This is a genomic window from Bradyrhizobium sp. 63_E2_N1_3 (genome assembly GCF_052076005.1).
Classification (GTDB): Bacteria; Pseudomonadota; Alphaproteobacteria; order Rhizobiales; family Xanthobacteraceae; genus Bradyrhizobium; species Bradyrhizobium barranii.
This window is the reverse complement of sequence record NZ_CP197235.1, coordinates 7,227,461-7,243,811: the sequence shown is the minus strand read 5'-3', so window position 1 is coordinate 7,243,811 and position 16,351 is coordinate 7,227,461. Positions and strand designations below refer to the sequence as shown.

Sequence of the window (16,351 nt, the reverse complement as noted above, 5' to 3'; positions counted from 1 at the left end):
TCATCGAACTCTCCATCGCAACAACCATGGGTGAGCCGCGAGCGATGGGTCGTTCGAATTCCACGCGTTACATCTAGGTCATTACGGGTCGGAAAGTCTTTCGGGCCGATGGCGACAATGTCGCGCGCACGCCGTCATCGCGAGCGGATCGCCTCATCGAAATCGTTCATCGGTATTAAACCTGCGTAAGGCGCCGAACGCAGGACGCACTCGTCGCCTCCAACGGATGTTAGGAGGTGAACATCATGAAACTTGTATCTGCGTTTGTCGGCCTTGCCGCGCTTGGCGGGGTCACGCTGTCGAGCGGGGCTGCGTCAGCAGCACCGATCGAGGTGCCGACCGGCTATGTCTGCAATGAATGGGGCCATTGCTGGCAACGGCACTACCATGGAGGCTACTACCATCCGCACTACTGGGGTGGTTACGGCTGGCACCATCATTGGGGTGACGGCTGGCGCTGGCATCATTGGGCTCGCTGGCACCGCTGGCATCATTGGCATCAGTGGTGAAATCCGAGAAAGGGGCTTCGGCCCCTTTCTTTTTTCGGCGGATGCCGTCGGGAATGACGCGAGCTAGGTCTGCACCGGCCGCCGCGCCAGCGCAAGTGAGAGGCCAAGGCCGGTGATGAAGACGCCCGAGCCCTGCGTGAGACGCCGCATCAGATGCGGCCTGCCAATCAGCTGCGTGCGCGTTGCAGTTGCCATCAGCACGACGACGACATCGGCGAGCGTGTTCAGGATCACCGAGATCGCGCCGAGCACGATGAATTGCAGCGTGGGGCTCGATCCCGCGGGATCGAGGAACTGCGGAATGAAGGCGAGGAAGAATGCGGCGGTCTTCGGGTTCAGCGCCTCGACCAGCACGCCGTCGCGGAACGCGCGCCTGTCGCCGACGGGCTCGCTCTCCAGCGAGAGCGCGCGGCCGGCGCTGCGGAAGGTCTTGATGCCGAGCCAAACCAGATAGAGCGCGCCGATGAATTTTACGACGGCAAACAGCTCCGCACTGGCAAGGATGATCGCGGAGATGCCGAGGCTGCCCGCGACGACATGAACCAGCCCGCCGAGCGCCGTGCCCGCAGTTGACGCAAAGCCGCTGGCGCGCCCCTCCGACAAGGTCCGCGCCGCGACGTAGAAGATGCCGGGGCCGGGAACGGCGGCAATGAGACACGCTGCGGCCAGGAACAGCCAGAAATTCGTTTCGATCATCCCGTTTTGGTAACGTAGCGTGCTGCGATTGCAAGGCCTCTCGTTCAGCCCATCCGGCGGAAGATCACGCTGGCATTCACCCCGCCGAAGCCAAATCCGTTGGAGATGGCGTTGAGCATCGGCATCGGCCGCGCGCTGCCTGCGACGATGTCGATGCCATCAGCGCCGGGATCTGCGTTTTCGAAATTGCGCGTCGGCGGCGCGACCTGGTCTCGCAAGGCGAGGACGGTGAAGATGGCCTCGAGGCCGCCGGCGGCGCCGAGCAGATGGCCGGTGGCCGATTTCGTCGCGCTGACCGCGATGCCGCGGTTGCGGCCGAACAGCGCGGCGATCGCGCCGAGCTCGCTCTCGTCGCCGGCCGGCGTCGACGTCGCATGCGCGTTCAGATGCTGCAAATCCGCGGGCGCAAGCTTCGCCTGGCGCAGCGCGATCTCCATGGCACGGCGGGCGCCGTCGCCGTCGGGCGGGCCCGACGTCATGTGATAGGCGTCCGCCGTCGTGCCGTAGCCCACGATTTCCGCAATCGGGGAGGCGCCGCGCGCCAGCGCATGCTCCAGCTCCTCGATCACGAGGATACCGGCGCCTTCGCCCATGACAAAGCCGTCGCGGTCGCGATCGAACGGGCGCGAGGCGCGCGCGGGCTCGCCGTTGAATCCGCTCGACAGCGCGCGGGCCGCGGCAAAGCCGCCGATGCTGACGATATCGATGCAGGCTTCCGCGCCGCCGCAGATCGCGACATCGGCTTCGCCTGCACGGATCATGCGCGCGGCATCGCCGATCGCCTGGACGCCGGCGGCACAGGCCGTGACCGGTGTGCCCAGCGCACCCTTGTAGCCGTATTTGATCGAGACGTGGCCGGCGGCGAGATTGGCGAGAAACGAGGGGATGGTGAAGGGCGAGAGCCGGCGCGCGCCGCGCTGCTCGGTGATGCGCACCGCCTCCGCCATTGCCGGGAAGCCGCCGACGCCGGAAGCGATGATCGTCGCGGTGCGTTCCTGTGCGCTCGCATCCTGCGGCGCCCATCTGGCCTGCGCGACCGCCTCTGCGGTCGCGAGCAGGGCGAACAGGATGAAGCGGTCCATCTTGCGCTGGTCTTTTGGCGCGGCAGCTTGCGCGGGGTCGAAGCCGCCTTCGGCATCGTCGGCCTTGTCGGGCACGAGACCGGCAATGCGCGCGGGCAGTGCCTGCGACCATTCCGGCAGAGGGCGCAGCCCGCTCTGGCCGGCGCGCAGCCGGCGCCAGGACAGTTCAACACCGCAGCCGAGCGGCGACACCGCCCCCATTCCCGTCACGACGATACGACGCATGTCAGTCTCCAGCCGGCGCAACGGCCGGGTTCATGGCTTTGAGCGAGGCGAGCCGCTTGCGCATCCCGCGACTGGCGCGGGGACCCGGGACGACGACCGCATTGGCGAGGGTGATCGGACGCATCTCGGCGGCATCGACCACGATCGGATCGAACGGGCGAGCGTCACTCCGATTCGCCAGCACGATGGATTCGCCCTTGGGCGCGAGATGCCTGTTGCCCCAGGCCAGCAGCGCCACGACCACAGGGAAGAAATCCCGCGCCTTCTCCGTCAGCACATATTCGTAACGCGGCGGCCGTTCATGATAGCGGCGGCGGACGAACATGCCGCTCTCGGTGAGATGGGCAAGGCGCCGCGACAGGATGTTCGGCGCGATGCCGAGACCTTGCGAGAATTCGTCGAACTTCGTCGCGCCCTGGAACGCATCCCGCAGGATCAAGATGCTCCACCATTCACCGACCGTCTCAACAGCGCGGCCGACCGGGCATTCCAGGATGGAGGGGGATTTGGGCTGCATGGCGGGAACGTAGGAGAGTGGCTTGCAAAATGCAAGTCACTGGGCAGGCGGCGGCGGGTAGAGTGAGCGGTGAGGATGCGGAGGTGGGGCTGGCGGTGAGGTGCGCGGCGGGCGAGCGGTAAGTATGTGAAAGCAGGTCTGGTGGTGGGATTTAAGGTAGCCGCCGGATAGCCGCTATCGTGCCCCGGACGCAGCGCAGCGCCTCTTGGCGGTGCGCTGCAGAGCCGGGGCCCATGTTGCGGAGAGCCTTGCGTGTCGCTTCCCGGCTCTGCACAGCAGCGTTTCCCGCTGCAGCGCGTCCGGGACAAGAGAGGGAATGCGCCGTTGCCTAGCTCTCCGTCATTGCGAGCGCAGCGAAGCAATCCAGACTGTTCCCGCGGAGGGATTCTGGATTGCTTCGCTGCGCTCGCAATGACGACGTGGAAAGAGCGTCAGGCCCTCGCGCCTAATGCGACCTTGCCAGACAGAACGCGACCACCTGCTCCAGCGCGCTCTTCATCGGCGAGGACGGGAACAGCGCCAGCGCGTCGACGGCCATGGCGCCGTAGTGCTGGGCGCGGCTGAGCGTATCTTCCAGCGCGCGGTGCTTGTTCATCAGGCCGAGGGCGTGGTCGAGGTCGGTGTCGCCGATCTCGCCGCGCTCGAGTGCCCGGATCCAGAAGGCGCGCTCGGTGTCGTTGCCGCGGCGGAAGGCGAGCACGACCGGCAGCGTGATCTTGCCCTCGCGGAAATCGTCGCCGGTGTTCTTGCCGAGCTTGGCGCTCTTGCCGCCATAGTCGAGCACGTCGTCGACGAGCTGGAAGGCGATGCCGAGATTCATTCCGACCGAGCGGCAGGCGGTCTGCTCCGCCTTCGGGCGGTTGGCGATCACGGGGCCGACCTCGCAGGCGGCCGCGAACAGCTCCGCGGTCTTGCCACGGATCACGGCGAGATATTCGTCCTCGGTGGTCGCGGTGTTCTTGGCGGCGGCAAGCTGCATCACCTCGCCCTCGGCGATGGTGGCGGCGGCCGCGGACAGGATGTCGAGCGCGCGGAGCGAGCCGACCTCGACCATCATGCGGAACGCCTGGCCGAGCAGGAAGTCGCCGACCAGCACGCTCGCCTCGTTGCCCCAGAGCATTCGCGCCGACAGCTTGCCGCGGCGCATCTCGCTCTCGTCGACGACGTCGTCGTGAAGGAGCGTCGCGGTATGCATGAATTCGACGGAGGCAGCGAGCTTGATGTGACCGTCGCCGGTGTAGCCGGCGAGGTTGGCCATGGCGAGCGTCAGCATCGGGCGCAGGCGCTTGCCGCCGGAGGAGATGAGGTGGTTGGCGACCTCCGGGATCATGGTGACCTCGGAGCCGGTCCGCGACAGGATCGTGGCGTTGACGCGCTCCATGTCACCAGCGACAAGGGCAACCAGCTGTTCGATCGACGCGCCGGGAGTTTCGAAAGGTACGATGACGGCCACGCCGGTCTCCAATATTTGCCCCGGAGGGGCTATTCTGATGCAAATACAATAGAAACTGGCAGCGGATGCGGCAAGTGCCGCGGAACCATTGACATTTGCCGCTTTAGCCCCTTTCAGGCAGGAGACGTGCGTTTTGCGTGAACTGGTTCGGACCAACGACATGGTGCTGGTGTCGGCGATCGGCGCGCTGCTCGACGGCGCCAACATCCATCATCTGGTGCTGGACCAGAACATGAGCATTATCGAGGGCTCGCTGGGTATCCTGCCACGGCGGATCCTGGTCCATGAGGATGACGCCCAGGAGGCCAGGGAGCTCCTCACCGAGGCCGGCCTCAGCCATGAACTGCGCGGCGATGATTGACGTCGTCACAGACTTCACCGAGGACGCCTTTCTCGGCGGGCAATTGCGCTTGAAGCAGAAGCGGTCCGGCCACCGCGCCGGGCATGACGCCATCCTGCTCGCGGCGGCGACGGAAGCGCGGGCGGGCGACCGCGTCGTCGATCTCGGTGCCGGCATCGGCACCGCCGGGCTGGCGCTTGGCCGGCGCGTCGCGGGAATCAGCCTCAGCCTGGTCGAGATCGATCCGGAACTGGCGGAACTCGCGCGCGCCAATGCGGCGGCGAATGCGATCGCCGCCGAGACGATCGTGCTCGACGTTACGGCCGACGCACAGGCGTTTGCGGCTAATGGCCTCGCGCCCGACAGCGTCGACGTGGTGCTGATGAACCCGCCCTTCAACGATCCCGCGCGCCATCGCGGTTCGCCCGATCAGGCGCGCCGCACCGCGCATGTTGCGAGGGAGGAGACGCTGAATGCATGGGTGCATGCGGCGCGGCGCATCCTCCGATCGGACGGCGCGCTGACCCTGATCTGGCGCGCCGATGGGATCGCGGAGGTCTTGACTGCGCTGTCACGCGGCTTCGGCAGCCTGTCGATCCTGCCGGTTCACGGCGAGGCGGGACGGCCCGCGATCCGCGTACTGGTGCGCGCCGTCAAAGGCGGCCGGGCTCCGACGCGACTGCTGCCGGGCCTCATGCTCAACGACGAGTCAGGCGTGCCTAAAAATCAGGTGACGGAGATTCTGGAGGGGAGGGCGCTCTTGCCGCTGGCGGAGCCGCGACGACTTACTGCGGAAGCGATTCCGACTGCTGCTCTTGCGGGGTCGTCAGGCGGATCGCCATGAACAGCGCACCGACCAGCAGCAACAGCAGATAGATTTTCATGGTGTTCTCCGCTGCCTCATTGCAGCTTCCCAACGGGGAATCTGCAAAACACGTTCCGGGCACTTCCAATGACAGTCGCGTGATAAGAAATGGTTAAGCAGAGGTAACGGCATGGCCGAACAATTGAACGATCGTGAGGGTTCCGGCCTGGCCGACAAGCTCATGCAATATCTGCCGGCGCGCTTCCGTCCCGGCACCGCGGTGGTGCCGGTGGTGCGGCTGTCCGGTGTGATCGGTGCGGTGACGCCGCTGCGCCCGGGCATGACGCTTGCGGGCGTCGCGCGGGTGCTGGAGCGGGCATTTTCGTACCGGAACGCCAAGGCGGTGGCGCTGGTGATCAATTCGCCCGGCGGCTCGCCGGTGCAGTCGCGCCAGATCTATCTGCGCATCAAGCAGCTCGCGGCGGAGAAGAAGCTGCCCGTGCTGGTGTTCGTCGAGGACGTCGCGGCGTCCGGCGGCTACATGATCGCCTGCGCCGGCGACGAGATCATATGCGATCCGTCCTCCATCCTCGGCTCGATCGGCGTGGTCGGCGGCAGTTTTGGTTTCCAGGAGGCAATCAGGCGGCTCGGCATCGAGCGGCGGCTCTACACGGCCGGCGCGCACAAGGCGATGCTCGACCCGTTCCTCCCGGAAAACCCCGACGACGTGGCGAGGCTGAAGGCGCTCCAGCGCGAGATCCACCAGATCTTCATCGCGCTGGTGAAGGAGAGCCGCGGCGCGCGGCTGAAGGGCGCCGACGACACCCTGTTCACCGGCGAATACTGGGCCGGCGAGAGTTCGATCGCGCTGGGGCTTGCCGACGGCATCGGCGATCTCCGCTCAACTCTTCGTGCCCGCTATGGCGAGAAGGTTCTCACCCCTGTGATTGCGCAGCCGACCGGTCTGCTCTCGGGCCTTTTGGGGCGGAAATCGCCCGGTGCGGGCCAGCTTTCGGCCATGGAATCAATGGCCGGCCTGCCGGACGAGTTGATCTCGGCGGTCGAGACGCGGGCGATTTGGGCGAAATTCGGGTTCTAGGCGACACCCTCCCGCGCCATTTGGTCCGGGCCGAGCCAATTGCGGCGCGGCCCGGTCTGCGCAAGAATGTGCGTGGGGGCTGAGCACTAGACAAGGATCGACCGATGCCGCCGTTTGTCGCTTTCGCGGGCGTCCTGGGCGGGCTTGCCGTGGTCCGCTGGGCCTACAAGACCGCTGTCCGGATCAACCATGAGCTGGAGGAGATGCGCCTGTCGCGCGTCGCTGAAGCCGCCCATGCCGGGGATATTCAGAAGCTGGAACGTGACCCCGTGACCGGAGCGTATCGGCCCGGCTAGGCCGCGCTGCCGTAGGGTGGGCAAAGGCGCTCTTGCGCCGTGCCCACCATTCCCTTTGCAATTGTGGTGACGATGGTGGGCACGCTTCGCTTTGCCCACCCTACCGCACCGTCTCCGGACCAAGGCGATCGGCCCGAATCCGCCCCCTTTGCCTTGATTCCCATCCCCGCCGTCGATACGGTCCCGCGCGATTCAAAACCCCCCGCGAGAGCCTGATCTGACGATGGACGCCTCATTGCCCGCCCATATGCGCCCGGAACGCTCGTTCCAGGGCTTTATCCTCGCGCTCCAGCGGTTCTGGGCCGAGCAGGGCTGCGTGATCCTGCAGCCCTACGACATGGAGATGGGCGCAGGCACCTTCCATCCGGCGACGACGCTGCGCGCGCTTGGGCCAAAGCCCTGGAACGCCGCCTATGTGCAGCCCTCGCGCCGGCCCAAGGACGGCCGCTACGGCGAGAATCCGAACCGGATGCAGCACTACTACCAGTTCCAGGTGATCATGAAGCCGTCGCCGCCGAACCTTCAGGAGCTGTACCTGAAGTCGCTCGCCGCGATCGGCATCGATTCCGCCGTGCACGACATCCGCTTCGTCGAGGACGATTGGGAAAGCCCGACGCTGGGCGCCTGGGGCTTGGGGTGGGAGTGCTGGTGCGACGGCATGGAAGTCAGCCAGTTTACCTACTTCCAGCAGGTCGCGGGATTTGAGTGCGCGCCTGTTGCCGGCGAGCTCACCTATGGGCTCGAGCGCCTCGCGATGTATGTGCAGGGCGTCGACCGCGTCTACGACCTCAACTTCAACGGCCGCGAGGGCGACGCCAAGGTGACCTATGGCGACGTGTTCCTGCAGGCCGAGCGTGAATATTCGAAGCACAATTTCGAAGTCGCCGACACCGCGATGCTGTTCGAGCAGTTCAAGATGGCGGAGACGGCGTGCAGAAAATACCTCGAAGCTGGCTGGAAGGACGGCAAGCGCGAAGCGCACCTGATGGCGCTGCCGGCCTATGACCAGTGCATCAAGGCCAGCCACGTCTTCAACCTGCTCGATGCGCGCGGCGTGATCTCCGTGACCGAGCGGCAGAGCTACATTCTTCGCGTGCGCGAGCTGGCAAAGGCCTGCGGCGAGGCCTGGATCCATACTGAAGCGGGCGGAGCGGCCTGATGCCCGATCTTTTGCTTGAACTGTTCTCGGAAGAAATCCCCGCGCGCATGCAGGCCAAGGCGGCCGACGATCTGCGCCGCATGGTCACCGACAAGCTGGTCGCCGAAGGCCTCGTCTACGAGGGTGCGAAGGCGTTCGCGACGCCACGTCGCCTTGCGCTCACCGTGCACGGCATCCCCGCGCGCCAGCCCGATCTGAAAACCGAACGCCGCGGTCCGAAAATGGGCGCGCCCGATGCGGCCGTGCAGGGTTTTCTGAAAGCGACAGGTCTAAACTCGCTCGACGAAGCAAAGATCCAGCGCGACCCGAAGGGCGACTTCTACATCGCGTTGATCGAAAAGCCCGGCCGCGACGCGATCGACGTGCTCGCGGAAATCCTGCCGGTCATCATCCGCACCTTCCCCTGGCCGAAATCGATGCGCTGGGGCGCGCGCTCCGGCAAGCCCGGCTCGCTGAGCTGGGTGCGTCCGCTGCACGCGATCACCGCGACCTTCGGGCCTGAAACTGAAGAGCCCGATGTCGTCAAATTCTCGGTCGACGGCATCGAGACCGGCCAGACCACCTACGGCCATCGCTTCATGGCGCCGGCGGCGATCAACGTACGCCGCTTCGAGGACTATGAGGCGAAGCTGAAGGCTGCAAAAGTCATCCTCGATCCGCAGGCGCGCAAGGACATCATCTTCGCCGATGCCAAGGAGCTGACGTTCGCGCAAGGGTTCGAGCTGGTCGAGGATCAGGTGCTGCTGGACGAGGTGTCGGGCCTCGTCGAATGGCCCGTCGTCATGATGGGATCGTTCGAGCCGGAATATCTCGCGATCCCGGAAGAGGTGATCCGCGCCACCATCCGCAACAACCAGAAGTGCTTTGTCGTCAGGGATTCCAAGACGGGCAAGCTGACCAACAAGTTCGTCCTCACGGCGAATATCGAGGCGGCCGACGGCGGCAAGACTATCGTATCAGGCAACGAGCGCGTGATCCGTCCGCGCCTGTCGGATGCGAAGTTCTTCTATGAGACCGATCTCAAGACGAAGCTTGAAGACCGCCTGCCGAAGTTCGAGCAGATCGTGTTCCACGAGAAGCTCGGAACTCAGGCGGAACGCATCAAGCGCATCGAACGCCTCGCCGCCGAAATCGCGCCTTTGGTCGGTGCCGACGTCGCGAAGGCCACGCGTGCCGCGCATCTCGCCAAGGCCGATTTGCTGACCGAAGTCGTCGGTGAATTCCCGGAAGTGCAGGGCTTGATGGGCAAGTACTACGCGCTGGCCCAGGGCGAGGATGCCTCTGTCGCCGCCGCGTGCGAGGAGCACTACAAGCCGCAGGGCCCGACCGATCGCGTGCCGACCGATTCGGTCAGTGTCGCCGTCGCGCTTGCCGACAAGGTCGACACGCTCGTCGGCTTCTGGGCGATCGACGAGAAGCCGACTGGCAGCAAGGACCCGTATGCGCTGCGGCGTGCGGCGCTGGGCGTGATCAGGCTGATCGCTGAGAACAACCTGCGTCTGTCGCTCATGAAGGTGGCGGCATCTGCACTCGCGGGCCTGTCGCTGAAGTCGGCCGATGCGGAGAAGCTTCCAAGCGATCTCCTCGCCTTCTTCGCCGATCGCCTGAAGGTCCAGCTGCGCGAGCAGGGCGCACGGCACGATCTCGTCGACGCCGTGTTCGCCCTCGGCGGCCAGGACGATCTCCTGATGATCGTCCGCCGCGTCGAGGCGCTCGGCAAGTTCCTCGAGAGCGATGACGGCAAGAACTTGCTCGCTGGTATCAAGCGCGCCAGCAACATCCTCGGCATCGAGGAGAAGAAGGACAAGCGCGCGTTCGACGGTGCGCCGGATGCTGCGCTCTATGGCCTCGATGAGGAGAAGGCGCTGGCGAAGGCGATCGGCGAAGTGCAGGCGGAAGCAAGCGCCGCTGTCGCCAGGGAAGACTTTGCCGCCGCGATGAGCGCGATGGCAAAGCTGCGTCCGCCGGTCGATGCGTTCTTCGAGAAGGTTCGTGTCAACGACGACGATCCGAAGGTGCGTGAGAACAGGCTGAAGCTGCTCAACGAAATCCGCAGCGCCACGCGTGCGGTCGCGGATTTCTCGAAGATCCAGGATTGAGGCTCTCGTGCCCCGGACGCAGCGCAGCGCTTCTTCAGCGGTGCGCTGCAGAGCCGGGGCCCATGTTAACCTCGTGCTCGTAGCTTCTGGGTCCCGGGTCGCGCTGCGCTTGCCCGGGACACGAGAGCGTGCACAGACGACGCCCAAAAAAGCCCCGCCCGGCGGGGGGAGAACCGGGCGGGGCCTGATGTCCGTACTACGCGATGCGCGCCAGCCTGATTGAAGTGACACGCCGGACATCGAGTTGATCGGAAGCGTTTTCAAGCGAAGTGGATACCGGTTCGCGTGAAGAAAACGCGTTCAGACGAGAATCTAATCCATCACCTCGACGACGCGCCGCGAGCGCGGCTCGACCAGCACGGTTGCGCCGTTTACGACGGTGTAGCGGTAGGTGGTGGCGCCGAAACGTTGCGGCACGTCATAATAAGTGACGCCGCTTTCAGGTAAGGTGGCGCCGACCACCACGCGATCCGGGACACGGAAGGCCGGCACACGTTGCTCGACGACATATTCGCGGAATGCCGGCCTCTGTTCGACCGCAATCGTCGGGCCGCTGTCGACGACGACAGGCGCGCGGCCAACGGTGAGACCGGATTGCGCAGACGCTGCGATCGGCGAGCCGAGCGCGGCGCCAAGCGCAGCGAGGGCGAGAATCCTGTTCCGCATGGGCAACTCCTTCGAACTGATTTCAGCCGGCGCTACTGGCGCGACCGGTTGCCAATGCATGTCCCCTTCGCAATGTTCCGGGAAAAGCCCTGCCGCATCAGCGGCAATTTCGGGCAGTTTTCGCGAAGCCGGGAACCTGTTCGCGCCTTGTGCGTCTCTACCCGCGGAACCCGGTCCGGTATGATCCAGCCGCGATTCGCCTCACGTCACGGAAAGACAATTCATGCACATCACCGTCGCCCACATCTCGCCGCTTCTGTCGCTGCTTGCGGGCGTGCTCATCCTGATCATGCCGCGCCTTCTCAACCTGATCGTCGCGATCTTTCTCATCATAAATGGTGCGATCGGGCTCGGATTGTTGAAGTGGCTCCATCTCTAGGCCTTCATTTTCCGGAACTCTTCGACTTGCGCGGGCCTGCCCAAAGTGGTGTAAGGCGCGCGATTTCCCTTTCCTCTCGCAGGTTGTGTGCAAGCTATGGCCAAAGCCGCCTCGAAGCCCAATAAAACTCCAGCGAAAACGCCAGCGAAATCAAAGTCCTCCGCCGCGGCGAAGGCCGCGCCGGCGGCTCGCAAGGCACTCGCCAAGAGCGCCCCGAAGCCGGTCGCCAAGGCGGCTGTAAAGTCGGCTGCAAAGCCGGCTGCGAAGCCCGCGGCGAAGGCTGCGACCAAGTCGGCTGCGCCGAAGGTTGCCGTGAAGCCCGCCCCCAAAAAGGCCGCGCCCGCCAAGGCGGCGCCAGCCGCGGCCAAGGCCGGCAAATGGGTGTTCACGTTCGGCGACGGCAAGGCCGAGGGCCGGACGGAGATGCGCGACCTGCTTGGCGGCAAGGGCGCCAACCTCGCCGAGATGGCCAATCTCGGCCTTCCCGTGCCTCCCGGCTTCACCCTCCCGACCTCGGTCTGCACCTACTTCTACGCACACGACAAATCCTATCCGAAGGAATTGCAGTCGCAGGTTGAGAAGGCGCTCGACCATGTCGGCAAGTTGACCGGCAAGGTGTTCGGCGACGTCAAAAACCCGCTGCTCGTCTCCGTGCGCTCCGGCGCGCGTGCCTCGATGCCGGGCATGATGGACACCGTGCTCAATCTCGGCCTGAACGACGAGACCGTGGAAGCGCTGTCGGAACTGTCGGGTGACCGTCGCTTCGCCTATGACAGCTATCGCCGCTTCATCACCATGTATTCGGACGTGGTGCTCGGCTTCGAGCATCATCACTTCGAGGAAATCCTCGACACCTTCAAGGACAGCCAGGGCTATACGCTCGATACGGACCTCAGCGCCGAGGACTGGGTCGGACTGGTCGGCAAGTACAAGGACGCGGTCGCGCGCGAGACCGGCAAGGATTTCCCACAGGATCCGCACGACCAGCTCTGGGGTGCGATTGGCGCGGTGTTCTCATCCTGGATGAACGCGCGCGCAGTGACCTATCGCAAGCTGCACGACATTCCGGAATCCTGGGGCACCGCGGTCAACGTGCAGGCCATGGTGTTCGGCAACATGGGCGAGACGTCGGCGACCGGCGTCGCCTTCACCCGCAACCCCTCGACCGGCGAGAGCAAGCTCTACGGCGAGTTCCTGATCAACGCTCAAGGCGAAGACGTGGTGGCGGGCATCCGCACGCCGCAGGACATCACCGAGGAAGCGCGCAAGGAATCCGGTTCCGACAAGGCGTCGATGGAAGCGGCGATGCCGGAAGCCTTCAAGGAGCTGACGCGGATCTACACGCTGCTCGAGAAGCACTACCGCGACATGCAGGACATGGAGTTCACGGTCGAGCAGGGCAAGCTGTGGATGCTCCAGACCCGCGGCGGCAAGCGCACCGCCAAGGCGGCGCTGCGCATCGCGGTCGAGCTCGCCAATGAAGGGCTGATCTCGAAGAAGGAAGCGGTGACGCGGATCGATCCCGCCTCGCTCGACCAGCTGCTGCATCCAACCATCGATCCCGACGCCAAGCGCGACGTGATCGCGACCGGCCTGCCGGCCTCGCCTGGTGCGGCTTCCGGCGAGATCGTGTTCTCCTCGGACGAGGCGGCCAAGCTCCAGGCCGACGGGCGCAAGGTGATCCTGGTCCGCATCGAGACCAGCCCGGAAGACATCCACGGCATGCACGCCGCCGAAGGCATCCTGACCACCCGCGGCGGCATGACCTCGCATGCGGCGGTGGTCGCGCGCGGCATGGGCAAGCCCTGCGTCTCCGGCTGCGGCACCATCCGCGTCGATTACGGCCGCGGCACCATGAGCATCGGCTCCCGCACCTTCAAGACCGGCGACGTCATCACCATCGACGGCTCGCTCGGCCAGGTGCTCGCCGGCCGCATGCCGATGATCGAGCCGGAGCTGTCCGGCGAGTTCGGCACGCTGATGAAATGGGCCGACCAGGTCCGCAAGATCGGCGTGCGCGTCAACGGTGACACGCCGGAGGACGCGCGCACCGCGATCAAGTTCGGCGCGGAAGGCATCGGCCTCTGCCGCACCGAGCACATGTTCTTCGAGGAGACGCGCATCCGCACGGTTCGCGAGATGATTCTCTCCGAGGACGAGCAGTCGCGCCGCGCCGCGCTCGCCAAGCTGTTGCCGATGCAGCGCGCCGACTTCGTCGAGCTGTTCGAGATCATGAAGGGCCTGCCCGTCACGATCCGGCTTCTGGATCCTCCCCTCCATGAATTCCTGCCGCACACCCATGCCGAGGTCGAGGAAGTGGCGCGCGCCATGAACACTGACCCGCGGCGCCTGGCCGACCGTGCGCGCGAGCTCTCGGAGTTCAATCCGATGCTCGGTTTCCGCGGCTGCCGCATCGCGATCGCCTATCCGGAGATCGCGGAGATGCAGGCGCGTGCGATCTTCGAGGCCGCAGTCGAGGCCGAGAAGCGCACCGGCAAGGCCGTCGGCCTCGAGGTGATGGTGCCGCTGATCGCCACCAAGGCCGAGCTCGACCTCGTCAAGGCGCGCATCGATGCCACCGCGAAAGCCGTGATGCGCGACACCAACACCAAGATCGCCTACCAGGTCGGCACCATGATCGAGCTGCCGCGCGCCTGCTTGCTTGCGGCAGAGATCGCGGAGAGCGCGGAGTTCTTCTCGTTCGGCACCAACGACCTCACGCAGACCACCTACGGCATCAGCCGTGACGACGCGGCGAGCTTCCTCGGAACCTACGTGTCCAAGGGCATCCTCCCGGTCGATCCCTTCGTCGCGCTCGACCAGGAAGGCGTCGGTGAGCTCGTCAAGATCGGCGTCGCGCGCGGCCGCAAGACGCGCCCGCAGCTCAAGGTCGGCATCTGCGGCGAGCACGGCGGCGATCCCGCCTCCGTCGCCTTCTGCCACGATATCGGCCTCGACTACGTCTCCTGCTCGCCCTACCGCGTGCCGATCGCTCGTCTCGCCGCGGCGCAGGCGGCGCTCGGCAAGGCGATCGCGAGCCAGGCGTAAGCGCAGCGTTGAAGTGTTGAATGCGAAGAGGCGGGGCTAAACCCCGCCTCTTTCATTTGAGGCACACTCCACCCACACTTCATTGCGAGCGCCCCACACTCACTGTCATCGCCCGGCTTGACCGGGCGATCCAGTATTCCGAGACAACAGTGATTGAATCGAGAAGCCGCGGCGTACTGGATGCCCCGGTCAAGCCGGGGCATGACAGCGGTGTTTGCGGGACGTGGTTCCCGTAAACGATGGAGCCCCCCGCGTCCCGTAATGAGACGCGCGCGCAAGAGTTCCTTCACCATTCGCGTTGACCGAATGTTTACCGCTTTACGAGAGGCGGCGTTTACCAACGTGCATCATTGCCCGTGAAAACACCTGCAATCGCTTGAGTGTGCCGCACGCGCAACGCCGATTAACGCCCCGGCAACCTAAATTGGATATTGACGATAAAGATCGAATTGTACGGACGTACTGCGGTTCGATTTTTCTGGCGTAAGCGTAGCGTGAGCGTGTCGATGTCAGTGTTGCGTAACCATCCGAAGGGCGCGCGGTTCGCGTCCTTCGGAATCGGTCTCTGCATCTTCGCATTGATGCCGAGAGAGACCGGTTATCAGGATATCGCGTCGTTGCTGGCGCGGCAGCCCGGCGTCGCCGAGCGCTGGCAGAAGCAGGTGTTCTCTGCCGCGTCCTCGATCCAGCTCGCCACCTACAGCTTTTCCCGTCCGATCGGCACGTCGCTTCCGCAGAGCGCGATGGTTCGCCTCGCGAGCCTCGATGGTCGCGACGTCACCGGCGCGATCAGCCGCAATCCTGCGCTTCAGGCGCCGCCGCGCTACCAGGCCGCCGATTTTCCCAAGGTCGATCGCTCCATGAAGGGGGATCGCCTCGCAAGCGTCACACCCACGCAGGTTCCCGAGACGAGCGCACCATCGGCCGCGCCGGCGCTGCAAGATCCCGCGACATCGAACAGCTCGGTGTTCGGCGCCAAAACCGCCGCGTTGCCACAAATCATGTCGCCGGAGTCCGCGGCGGCGCTCGATCCTGAGCTTCAGGAAGCGCTGCGTGCGCCGCCGCTGCCGCAATATGCCAATCCGCCACAAGCCAGTGACGCGGCGCGCGCGTTCGCAGTCCAGCCGCTCGAGGCGCTGAAGCAGGCGACCCTTCCAGACGTGGCGCCGCGCGATCCCTTCCGCGTCAAGACCTCGAACCTGTTTTTCGGGAGCTCCTCGCTCGGCGGCAATCTCGAGAGCATCGAGAGCTGGCAGCCCGGCGCCGAGCCGCTGATCGTGATGCCCGATCCTGACATGAAGGTGACGGCCGCGCTGTCGCCGCCGTCGGCCGAGATCGCCAGGGACATCGAAAGCGGCGAGAGCGTCGCGCCGAAGGGCGAGGTCAACGCCGACAACCAGCGCGCCAGATCGCCGGCGGAGCGGCTCGCGCTCGACGACAAGTCGCGCGCAAAGGCCGAGAAGTGTCTCGCCGAAGCCGTCTATTTCGAATCGCGCGGCGAGGCCGTGCGCGGCCAGATGGCGGTTGCGCAAGTCGTGATGAACCGCGTCTTCTCCGGCAAATATCCGGACACCGTGTGCGGCGCGGTCTATCAGAACAAGCACCGCCATTTGGCGTGTCAGTTCACCTTCGCCTGCGACAACAATGCCGACGTGATCCGCGAGCCCGAGATGTGGGAGCGCGCGAAAAAGATTTCGAAGGCGATGCTCGACGGCCAGATCTGGCTGCCCGAAGTGGGCAAGTCCACGCACTACCACGCCTACTGGGTGCGTCCGTCCTGGGTCGCCGAGATGAAGAAGATGTACAAGACCGGCGTCCACACCTTCTATCGCCCGCGCGCCTGGGGCGACGGCAGCGAAGAACCGAGCTGGGGCACCCCGGCCCAGACCGCCGCGCTCTCTGCCGAGCTCGCCCAGGAAGCCAAGAGCTCCGCCGAGATGGGCGTGAGCGAGCGAAGGTAATCATTCACGGAAGTTCG

General features: G+C 65.3%; 15 protein-coding genes. 10 read left to right on the top strand and 5 right to left on the bottom strand.

Translation table 11 applies throughout. The features are described 5' to 3' along the window. Window positions 1-245: 245 nt before the first annotated feature. Window positions 246-509 (top strand): hypothetical protein, encoded by a 264-nt coding sequence (locus AB7531_RS34410; protein ID WP_084795277.1) that lies wholly within the window; start codon window positions 246-248, stop codon window positions 507-509. Between the two features lie 63 nt (window positions 510-572). Here the strand turns inward: AB7531_RS34410 and AB7531_RS34405 are convergent, their stop codons facing one another. From AB7531_RS34405 to AB7531_RS34390, 4 genes are all read right to left on the bottom strand, one after another. Beyond that, entirely contained in the window at window positions 573-1,205 is a 633-nt protein-coding gene (locus tag AB7531_RS34405; RefSeq protein ID WP_063985108.1) for a LysE family translocator, read from the bottom strand. Between the two features lie 44 nt (window positions 1,206-1,249). Beyond that, the gene (gene fabF / locus AB7531_RS34400) at window positions 1,250-2,512 is read right to left on the bottom strand and encodes a beta-ketoacyl-ACP synthase II (protein ID WP_063985107.1); all 1,263 of its coding nucleotides are present in this window, start codon (window positions 2,510-2,512) and stop codon (window positions 1,250-1,252) included. A 1-nt stretch (window position 2,513) separates the two neighbouring features. Next, complete coding sequence (locus AB7531_RS34395; protein WP_063985106.1) at window positions 2,514-3,029, bottom strand: winged helix-turn-helix transcriptional regulator; 516 nt, start codon at window positions 3,027-3,029, stop codon at window positions 2,514-2,516. 445 nt (window positions 3,030-3,474) lie between these two features. Further along, a complete protein-coding gene (locus AB7531_RS34390; protein ID WP_063986627.1) occupies window positions 3,475-4,482 on the bottom strand; it encodes a polyprenyl synthetase family protein in 1,008 nt (335 codons plus the stop codon). A gap of 133 nt (window positions 4,483-4,615) precedes the next feature. On the opposite strand from AB7531_RS34390, the gene AB7531_RS34385 reads away from it, so the two are divergent. The 6 genes from AB7531_RS34385 to glyS all read left to right on the top strand — a co-directional run bounded on the left by AB7531_RS34385 (window position 4,616) and on the right by glyS (window position 10,280). Continuing rightward, the gene (locus AB7531_RS34385) at window positions 4,616-4,843 is read left to right on the top strand and encodes a putative signal transducing protein (protein ID WP_014497336.1); all 228 of its coding nucleotides are present in this window, start codon (window positions 4,616-4,618) and stop codon (window positions 4,841-4,843) included. Then, a complete protein-coding gene (locus AB7531_RS34380) occupies window positions 4,836-5,666 on the top strand; it encodes a tRNA1(Val) (adenine(37)-N6)-methyltransferase (protein ID WP_063986626.1) in 831 nt (276 codons plus the stop codon). The genes AB7531_RS34385 and AB7531_RS34380 overlap by 8 nt, the downstream gene beginning before the upstream one ends. Window positions 5,667-5,817: 151 nt before the next feature. Beyond that, a complete protein-coding gene (locus AB7531_RS34375; RefSeq protein WP_063985105.1) occupies window positions 5,818-6,726 on the top strand; it encodes a S49 family peptidase in 909 nt (302 codons plus the stop codon). Between the two features lie 104 nt (window positions 6,727-6,830). Continuing rightward, entirely contained in the window at window positions 6,831-7,022 is a 192-nt protein-coding gene (locus tag AB7531_RS34370; protein WP_063985104.1) for a hypothetical protein, read from the top strand. 223 nt (window positions 7,023-7,245) lie between these two features. Next, window positions 7,246-8,181, top strand: coding sequence for a glycine--tRNA ligase subunit alpha (locus AB7531_RS34365; protein WP_063985103.1), 936 nt, complete (start codon window positions 7,246-7,248; stop codon window positions 8,179-8,181). After that, window positions 8,181-10,280: a glycine--tRNA ligase subunit beta gene (gene glyS / locus AB7531_RS34360; protein WP_063985102.1), complete on the top strand. Its 2,100-nt coding sequence runs from the start codon at window positions 8,181-8,183 to the stop codon at window positions 10,278-10,280. Before AB7531_RS34365 ends, glyS begins: the two co-directional genes overlap by 1 nt. Window positions 10,281-10,592: 312 nt before the next feature. Here glyS and AB7531_RS34355 read toward each other — a convergent pair whose 3' ends face one another. Further along, window positions 10,593-10,946: a DUF1236 domain-containing protein gene (locus AB7531_RS34355; protein ID WP_038944551.1), complete on the bottom strand. Its 354-nt coding sequence runs from the start codon at window positions 10,944-10,946 to the stop codon at window positions 10,593-10,595. 223 nt (window positions 10,947-11,169) lie between these two features. Between AB7531_RS34355 and AB7531_RS34350 the strand changes: the two genes are divergently transcribed. From AB7531_RS34350 to AB7531_RS34340, 3 genes are all read left to right on the top strand, one after another. Continuing rightward, window positions 11,170-11,325, top strand: a complete 156-nt coding sequence (locus tag AB7531_RS34350) for a DUF3096 domain-containing protein (protein WP_014497329.1) — start codon at window positions 11,170-11,172, stop codon at window positions 11,323-11,325. A gap of 96 nt (window positions 11,326-11,421) precedes the next feature. Further along, on the top strand, window positions 11,422-14,373 hold the full coding sequence (ppdK, locus tag AB7531_RS34345; RefSeq protein WP_063985101.1) for a pyruvate, phosphate dikinase: 2,952 nt from the start codon (window positions 11,422-11,424) through the stop codon (window positions 14,371-14,373). 506 nt (window positions 14,374-14,879) lie between these two features. After that, the gene (locus AB7531_RS34340) at window positions 14,880-16,334 is read left to right on the top strand and encodes a cell wall hydrolase (RefSeq protein WP_063985100.1); all 1,455 of its coding nucleotides are present in this window, start codon (window positions 14,880-14,882) and stop codon (window positions 16,332-16,334) included. The last annotated feature ends 17 nt before the right edge of the window (window positions 16,335-16,351 follow it).

Coding starts and splice junctions, on each gene's coding strand:
- AB7531_RS34410 (WP_084795277.1), top strand. CDS start 246: ATGAAACTTGTATCTGCGTTTGTCGGCCTTGCCGCGCTTGGCGGGGTC.
- AB7531_RS34355 (WP_038944551.1), bottom strand. CDS start 10,946: ATGCGGAACAGGATTCTCGCCCTCGCTGCGCTTGGCGCCGCGCTCGGC.
- AB7531_RS34380 (WP_063986626.1), top strand. CDS start 4,836: ATGATTGACGTCGTCACAGACTTCACCGAGGACGCCTTTCTCGGCGGG.
- AB7531_RS34365 (WP_063985103.1), top strand. CDS start 7,246: ATGGACGCCTCATTGCCCGCCCATATGCGCCCGGAACGCTCGTTCCAG.
- AB7531_RS34375 (WP_063985105.1), top strand. CDS start 5,818: ATGGCCGAACAATTGAACGATCGTGAGGGTTCCGGCCTGGCCGACAAG.
- ppdK (WP_063985101.1), top strand. CDS start 11,422: ATGGCCAAAGCCGCCTCGAAGCCCAATAAAACTCCAGCGAAAACGCCA.
- fabF (WP_063985107.1), bottom strand. CDS start 2,512: ATGCGTCGTATCGTCGTGACGGGAATGGGGGCGGTGTCGCCGCTCGGC.
- AB7531_RS34350 (WP_014497329.1), top strand. CDS start 11,170: ATGCACATCACCGTCGCCCACATCTCGCCGCTTCTGTCGCTGCTTGCG.
- AB7531_RS34370 (WP_063985104.1), top strand. CDS start 6,831: ATGCCGCCGTTTGTCGCTTTCGCGGGCGTCCTGGGCGGGCTTGCCGTG.
- AB7531_RS34395 (WP_063985106.1), bottom strand. CDS start 3,029: ATGCAGCCCAAATCCCCCTCCATCCTGGAATGCCCGGTCGGCCGCGCT.
- AB7531_RS34340 (WP_063985100.1), top strand. CDS start 14,880: ATGTCAGTGTTGCGTAACCATCCGAAGGGCGCGCGGTTCGCGTCCTTC.
- glyS (WP_063985102.1), top strand. CDS start 8,181: ATGCCCGATCTTTTGCTTGAACTGTTCTCGGAAGAAATCCCCGCGCGC.
- AB7531_RS34405 (WP_063985108.1), bottom strand. CDS start 1,205: ATGATCGAAACGAATTTCTGGCTGTTCCTGGCCGCAGCGTGTCTCATT.